This is a genomic window from Erythrobacter sp., from assembly GCF_038133525.1.
In the GTDB taxonomy this organism is placed as follows: domain Bacteria; phylum Pseudomonadota; class Alphaproteobacteria; order Sphingomonadales; family Sphingomonadaceae; genus Qipengyuania.
On record NZ_JAYPTL010000097.1, the window covers coordinates 1 to 7,154 of the forward strand.

Here is a 7,154-nt window from a genome sequence, read left to right on the forward strand (position 1 = left end):
GAAGGCGGCCAGATGCCGCTTCACATGCGCCTGCCGAAGCGCGGCTTCAACAACCCCTTCGCCAAGGACTACGCCGAAGTGAACCTGGGCATGGTCCAGAAGTTCATCGACGCGAAGAAGCTCGACGTGAAGAAGACCGTTGATCACGAAGCGCTGCAGGCAGCTGGCCTGGCACGCGGTGGCAAGGACGGTGTCCGCCTGCTCGGCAAGGGCGAACTGACCGCCAAGGTTACCTTCAAGGTTGCCGGCGCCTCGAAGGGCGCGGTTGCAGCGGTCGAAAAGGCTGGTGGCTCGGTGGAAATCATCGAGAAAGGCCAGCCCGAGCACGAGAAGAAGGCTGCGCGCGCCGAAGCCAACAAGGCCAAGAAGGCCAAGTAATCGGGAAAATCGGGGGGCGGGGTTCGACATTCCGCTCCCCGCTCCCTATCTGTCCGGTCGACGCCGGGACGGGCCGGCGACCAGCTAGGATCGAACACGACCAATGGCATCACGCGCCGATAATATCGCGAGCAACCTCAGTCTCGCCAATTTCTCGAAAGCCACCGAGCTGAAGAACCGGATATGGTTCACCATCGGCGCTCTGGTTGTTTTCCGCTTCCTCAGCTTCGTACCTCTGCCGGGCGTAAACCCGCTGATTCTGAGCAGCCTTTACGATCAGACTCGCGGCGGGATCCTCGATCTATTCAACACTTTCTCGGGTGGCAGCCTTGAGCGCATGAGTCTCATCGCGCTCGGCGTCATGCCCTATATTACCTCGTCGATCGTCGTTCAGCTTGCCGCTGCCCTGCATCCGAGCCTGGCAGCGCTGAAGAAGGAAGGCGGCGCGGGTCGGCAGAAGCTCAATCAGTACACGCGTTACGGCACAGTTTTCCTCTGCGCCATTCAGGGCTGGTTCCTTGCGGCGGGGCTTGAGAGCTTCGGTGCACAGAGCGGCCTCCAGGCGGTCGTCGATCCGGGCATCATGTTCCGCATCGTCGCTGTGATCAGCCTTGTTGGCGGCACGATGTTCCTGATGTGGCTGGGTGAACAGATCACCAGTCGCGGCATCGGCAATGGCGTCTCGCTGATCATCATGGCCGGCATCGTCGCGCAGTTCCCGACCTTCGTTACCAATATGGGCAAGGGTTATTCGGAAGGCTCCATTGCGACCGGTACGATCATCGGCTTCCTTGTTGGCGGAATCGCGGTGATCTTGTTCATCTGCTTCATGGAGCGCGCCCAGCGCCGCCTGCTGATCCAGTATCCCAAGCGGGCCACGCAGCGGGGGATGATGCAGGCCGACCGTTCGCACCTGCCGCTCAAGCTCAACACCGCCGGTGTTATCCCGCCGATCTTCGCCAGCTCGCTGTTGCTGTTGCCGCTCACGATCACCCAGTTCGCAGGCAATTCGGTGAGCACCGACACGACCTTCGGCTCAATCCTGCAGACGATCCTGCAATACCTCCAGCATGGGCAGCCGATCTACATGGCGCTCTATGCTGCGGGCATCATCTTCTTCAGCTTCTTCTACACTGCGATTGTGTTTAATCCGGAAGAGACGGCTGAAAATCTCAAGCGGAACGGTGGCTTCATTCCCGGGATCCGGCCAGGCAAGCGGACCGAGGAATATCTCGACTTCGTCCTGACCCGCATCACCGTGATCGGGGCGATGTACCTGACGATCGTCTGCGTCATTCCCGAATGGGGTATTGCGCAGACTGGCGTGCCGCTGTTCTTGGGCGGAACCAGCCTGCTGATCGTGGTCAACGTCACTGTTGATACGATCAGCCAGATTCAGTCGCACCTGCTGGCGCACCAGTATGGTGATCTCATCAAGAAGGCCAAGTTGAAGGGCCGTCTGCGTTAGGGCATTCTGCGCAGGCGAAGGGGGACACGACTCTCATGGACATCATCCTTCTGGGCCCTCCGGGCGCAGGCAAGGGCACCCAGGCGCATCGGCTCGTCGAGCGCTATGGCATGCGTCAACTTTCGACCGGCGACATGTTGCGCGCGGCGGTCAAGGCCGGGACACCGGTCGGCCTGAAGGCCAAGGCGGTGATGGATCGCGGCGAACTGGTCTCCGACGAGATCGTTTCCGAGCTGATCGATGCCGAACTCGCGGCGATGGGCCCCGAAACCGGCGCCATCTTCGATGGATATCCGCGCACTGCGGCGCAGGCGGATAGCCTCGATACGATCCTGGCCAAGCATGGTCGCAGCCTCGATCACGTGATTGAGCTGGGCGTGGACGAAGATGCACTGGTGGAACGCATCACCGGACGCTTTACCTGCGCCAATTGCGGTGAAGGCTATCACGACACCTATAAGCTGCCCAAGGTAGATGGTGTTTGCGACAAGTGCGGCTCGACCGAGTTCAAGCGTCGTCCCGATGACAACGAAGAAACCGTCCGCACCCGGATGCAGGAATATCGAGCCAAGACGGCACCGATCCTCCCCGGATATGAAGCGCGCGGGATCGTCAGTCGAGTGGATGGAATGGCGCCGATCGGGGACGTTGCTGACGCGATCGACGCGATCCTTTCGCGCTGATTTCGCACCGCCTTTCCAAGTTCTTCCGCTTGGCCTAAGACCTCACTCGAAGAGGAGTTGAGGATGTTTCGTTGGGCCATCGCCGCGCTAGCTGTTTCTGCTGCCATGCCCGTGGCGGCGGAAGTGGTTGAGACGCGCGACGACGGGTTCGTGGTGCGCGATGCAGTGAGTGTGGCGGCCAACCCAAGGGAAACCTGGCTGGCCCTGACCAAGCCCGGCGACTGGTGGAGCGACGAACACACCTGGTCGGGCGATGCGTCGAACATGACACTGACCCCGCAGGCGGGCGGTTGCTTCTGCGAACGCATACCGGGACAGGACGGCAAGGACGGTTTCTCGCTTGACGGCAGCGTGTCCCACGCGGTGGTGGTGCAAGCTTATCCGCTCAAGGTCTTGCGGCTGCGTGGGGGGCTTGGGCCTCTGCAAAGCGAGCCGGCAGACGGTGTGCTGACGATGACCCTCAAGGAGATTGATGGTGGCACCCGGGTTCTGTGGGAATACAACGTCGGCGGCTCCATGCGCTACAAGCCTTCCGAACTGGCTGAAGCTGTCGATGGTGTCATCAGCCAGCAGTTGAAGCGCCTTCGCGACCATCTTGGCGGGCTTGACGAGCCGGAGGCGCCTGCAGAGGATGCTGTTCAGCCGGAAGAAGAACCCAGTCTCGAAACGCAGATCGACGCGTTGGAGAGAGAATAACTGGCAATGAGATCGCCCGGGTAACGGGTGCACTGGTCGCACGAGAATCTATCAAGCCCCAGCAGGGGCAGCAGCAGAGGTGTGACCTATGGCTTCGATCTATGACCGGCACGTCGATTTTCCGACATTCATGGAGGGCGTGAAGCGCCGAAACCCGGGGCAGCCCGAATTCGTCCAGGCGGTCCAGGAAGTGGCGCAGGACATCTTCAGTTTCATCGAGGACAAGGAAGAATACCACGCCGCTCAGATCCTGCGCCGGATTGCGGAGCCAGATCGGATCGTTTCCTTCCGGGTTTGCTGGGAAGACGACAATCACAACGTTCGCGTTCAGCGCGGTTGGCGCGTGCAATGCAACAACGCCATCGGACCTTACAAGGGCGGCATTCGCTTCCACCCCAGTGTGACCGAAGGAACGCTCAAGTTCCTCGCCTTCGAACAGACCTTCAAGAACTCGCTCACCGGCTTACCGATGGGTGGTGGCAAGGGCGGGGCGAACTTCAATCCCAAGGGCAAGACCGATGCCGAAGTCATGCGCTTCTGCCAGGCCTTCATGACCGAGCTTTATCGCCACATCGGGCCGGATACCGATGTGCCTGCAGGTGACATTGGCGTCGGCGCGCGCGAGATTGGCTATATGTTTGGCCAGTACAAGCGCATCACCAATCGCTGGGAAGGCGTGCTGACGGGTAAGGGCACCGAATATGGTGGTTCGAAGATGCGGCCCGAAGCGACCGGCTATGGCGCGGTCTATTTCATGCAGAACATGCTGAAGCACGTCGGCAATGATGTTGCGGGCAAGACTGCGGTCGTCTCCGGTTCCGGCAATGTGGCGACGCACGCGGCGGAGAAGCTTACCCAGCTTGGCGCCAAGGTACTGACCCTGTCCGACAGCGGAGGGTTCATCCACGATCCGGAGGGCCTGAGCCAGGAGAAGATCGACTGGATCAAGCATCTCAAGAATGTGAAGCGTGGCCGGATCAGCGAATATGCCGACCATTTCACCGGATCGAGTTTCCACGCCGACAAGCGTCCGTGGGATGTGCCCTGCGAACTGGCACTGCCTTGCGCCACCCAGAATGAACTCAATGAAGAGGAAGCCAAGGCGCTGGTTGCCAATGGCGTGATCGCTGTGAGCGAAGGTGCCAACATGCCGACCACTTTGGACGGCGTGAAAGTGTTCCATGATGCGCATACGCTCTACGCCCCGGGCAAGGCGGCCAATGCCGGTGGCGTTGCCGTTTCGGGCCTCGAGATGAGCCAGAATTCAGAGCGTATCAGCTGGAACCACGAACGGCTTGGCCAGATGCTGACCGAACTGATGGAAGGCATTCACGAGAAGTGCGTGGAGTATGGCACGAGCGAGGGTGGCTACGTCGATTACGTTCGCGGCGCCAACATTGCGGGCTTCAAGAAGGTCGCCGACGCCATGCTCGCCTTTGGCGTCATGTGAGAGGTTTTGACCTGCCGAGCTTGCTGGTGTAGGACGCTTTGACAAGGTGACGGATCGCCCAAATTTGTGGCTCCGTTGCCTTGCGCGTGCAAGGCGGTTGACGCCTCGGGCGAATCCGCCTAAGCGCGCGGTTCATTCGACACTTGCGGTGAGTCCGGCAGGCGACAGCCTTTGAGCGCGCCATCCGGGCTTTTTGCGTTATCCGCGTGTGCAAGCGGTCGGTGAATTGAGCGATGAGATAGGGGTGTCGGCCCGTTCCGGCAGTTCCCTGTGGAGCATGGAGAAGTAAGTGGCTCGTATTGCCGGGGTCAATATCCCCACCAACAAGCGCGTTATCATCGCGCTCACCTACATTCACGGTATCGGCCGCACCACGGCCGTTGAGATCGCGAACAAGCTCGGTATCGATCACGCGCGTCGCGTGCAGGACCTTTCGGATGAGGAAGTTCTGCGCATTCGTGAGACCATCGATGCTGATTACACGGTTGAAGGTGACCTTCGTCGCAACACCGCGATGAACATCAAGCGCCTGATGGACCTCAAGTCCTTCCGCGGCCTTCGTCATCGTGCCGGCCTGCCCGTTCGCGGCCAGCGTACCCACACCAACGCCCGTACCCGCAAGGGTAAGGCCAAGCCGATCGCCGGCAAGAAGAAGTAAGCCTGGGTCTCCCAGCGCTTTTCCCTTCTTGAGAGAATAGAGGAATACATACCATGGCACGCGAACCCGGCCGTATTCGGCGCCGCGACAAGAAGAACATTTCTTCCGGCGTCGCGCACATCAATGCCAGCTTCAACAACACCATGATCACCATCACCGACGCGCAGGGCAATGCTATCAGCTGGTCCAGCGCTGGCATGATGGGCTTCAAGGGCAGCCGCAAGTCGACTCCCTATGCCGCGCAGGTTGCCGCCGACGACGCAGGCCGCAAGGCTGCGGAACACGGCGTGCGCACCCTTGAGGTCGAGGTGAAGGGTCCGGGCTCGGGCCGCGAGAGCGCTCTGCGCGGTCTTGCGGCTGTGGGCTTCACCATTACTTCGATCCGCGACGTGACGCCGATCCCGCACAATGGGGTCCGCCCGTCCAAGCGTCGTCGCGTCTGATCCGTACCTGCCTGGTGGCTCGCTAGCGGGCCACCGACACTCTCCACGGACCGGGCGCTCTTGAGAGAGAGCTCCGGTCCTGCCCGCATCCGAACCAGGGGATATTCATGTCCGTCAACATCAAGAACTGGCAGGAACTCAAGAAACCCAACGGCCTTGAAATCAAGGACGGCGGCGACAAGAGCCGCAAGGCGACATTTGTTGCCGAACCGCTCGAGCGTGGCTTCGGCCTGACGCTCGGTAACGCGCTGCGTCGCGTGCTGCTCAGCTCGCTTCAGGGCGCGGCGATCACCTCGATCAAGATCGAAGGTGTGCTGCACGAATTCTCCTCGCTCGCCGGTGTGCGCGAGGACGTGACCGACATCGTCCTGAACGTGAAGCAGATCGCGCTCAAGATGGAAGGCGAGGGCCTAAAGCGCCTGCAGCTGTCCGCCACGGGTCCGGCCGAAGTGAAGGCCGGCGACATCGCCGTAACCGGCGACATTGAGGTGATGAACAAGGATCTCGTGATCTGCCACCTCGACGAAGGCGCGACGCTCAACATGGAGCTCACCGCCGATACCGGTAAGGGCTATCGCCCGGCAGTCATGAACCGTCCGGTCGATGCACCGATCGGCCTGATCCCGGTCGACTCGCTCTATTCGCCGGTCCGCCAGGTCAGCTACAAGGTCGAGAACGCCCGCGTTGGCCAGGAACTCGACTACGACAAGCTTTCGCTGAACGTCGAAACCGATGGCACCGTCACCCCGGAAGACGCCGTGGCCTATGCCGCGCGCATCCTCCAGGACCAGCTGACGCTGTTCGTCCACTTCGAGGATGGCATCCCGCAGCCGTCGAGCGCCATGATTGGCGTCGCCGCCGAGCCGCAGGAAAGCGACACCAACCAGCTCAACCGTTACCTGCTCAAGAAGGTCGACGAGCTCGAGCTGTCGGTGCGTTCGGCCAACTGCCTCAAGAACGACAACATCATCTACATCGGCGACCTGGTCCAGAAGACCGAGGCCGAGATGCTCCGTACGCCGAACTTCGGCCGCAAGTCGCTCAACGAGATCAAGGAAGTCCTGAGCTCGATGGGCCTGCGCCTCGGCATGGACATCCCGGGCTGGCCGCCTGAGAACATCGAGGAAATGGCCAAGAAGCTCGAACAGGAGCTGCTCGGCTAAGACCTCGCAACGGGCATGGGCCGGACCCGCAATTCCGGCCCGTACCGGGCTACCTAGAACGGGCCCTTTACGAACGCCCGAGCCCATCAGGGAAAGTGGGAACCGGTTTCCCGCCCGGATGTCTCGGCAAGAGAAGGAAGTAGAGAAATGCGTCACAAACTTTCCGGCCGCAAGCTGCAGCGCAAGACCGGCCACCGCAACGCGATGTTCCGCAA

Annotated in this window: 8 protein-coding genes; all 8 read left to right on the forward strand. The window is 61.0% G+C overall.

The window, feature by feature from the left end; genetic code table 11:
• The coding region (rplO, locus tag AAFM29_RS16125) for a 50S ribosomal protein L15 (RefSeq protein ID WP_341713787.1) at positions 1-378 on the forward strand (378 nt) is incomplete at its 5' end.
• Positions 379-481: 103 nt separating this feature from the next.
• The gene (secY, locus tag AAFM29_RS16130; protein WP_341713788.1) at positions 482-1,846 is read left to right on the forward strand and encodes a preprotein translocase subunit SecY; all 1,365 of its coding nucleotides are present in this window, start codon (positions 482-484) and stop codon (positions 1,844-1,846) included.
• A 35-nt stretch (positions 1,847-1,881) separates the two neighbouring features.
• Complete coding sequence (locus tag AAFM29_RS16135) at positions 1,882-2,529, forward strand: adenylate kinase (protein WP_341713789.1); 648 nt, start codon at positions 1,882-1,884, stop codon at positions 2,527-2,529.
• Between the two features lie 63 nt (positions 2,530-2,592).
• Positions 2,593-3,225, forward strand: a complete 633-nt coding sequence (locus tag AAFM29_RS16140; protein ID WP_341713790.1) for an SRPBCC family protein — start codon at positions 2,593-2,595, stop codon at positions 3,223-3,225.
• An 88-nt stretch (positions 3,226-3,313) separates the two neighbouring features.
• Complete coding sequence (gdhA, locus tag AAFM29_RS16145; protein ID WP_341713791.1) at positions 3,314-4,675, forward strand: NADP-specific glutamate dehydrogenase; 1,362 nt, start codon at positions 3,314-3,316, stop codon at positions 4,673-4,675.
• Between the two features lie 289 nt (positions 4,676-4,964).
• Positions 4,965-5,333: a 30S ribosomal protein S13 gene (rpsM, locus tag AAFM29_RS16150; protein WP_341713792.1), complete on the forward strand. Its 369-nt coding sequence runs from the start codon at positions 4,965-4,967 to the stop codon at positions 5,331-5,333.
• Between the two features lie 53 nt (positions 5,334-5,386).
• The gene (gene rpsK / locus AAFM29_RS16155; protein ID WP_160607305.1) at positions 5,387-5,776 is read left to right on the forward strand and encodes a 30S ribosomal protein S11; all 390 of its coding nucleotides are present in this window, start codon (positions 5,387-5,389) and stop codon (positions 5,774-5,776) included.
• A gap of 107 nt (positions 5,777-5,883) precedes the next feature.
• Positions 5,884-6,939, forward strand: coding sequence for a DNA-directed RNA polymerase subunit alpha (locus AAFM29_RS16160; RefSeq protein WP_341713793.1), 1,056 nt, complete (start codon positions 5,884-5,886; stop codon positions 6,937-6,939).
• The last annotated feature ends 215 nt before the right edge of the window (positions 6,940-7,154 follow it).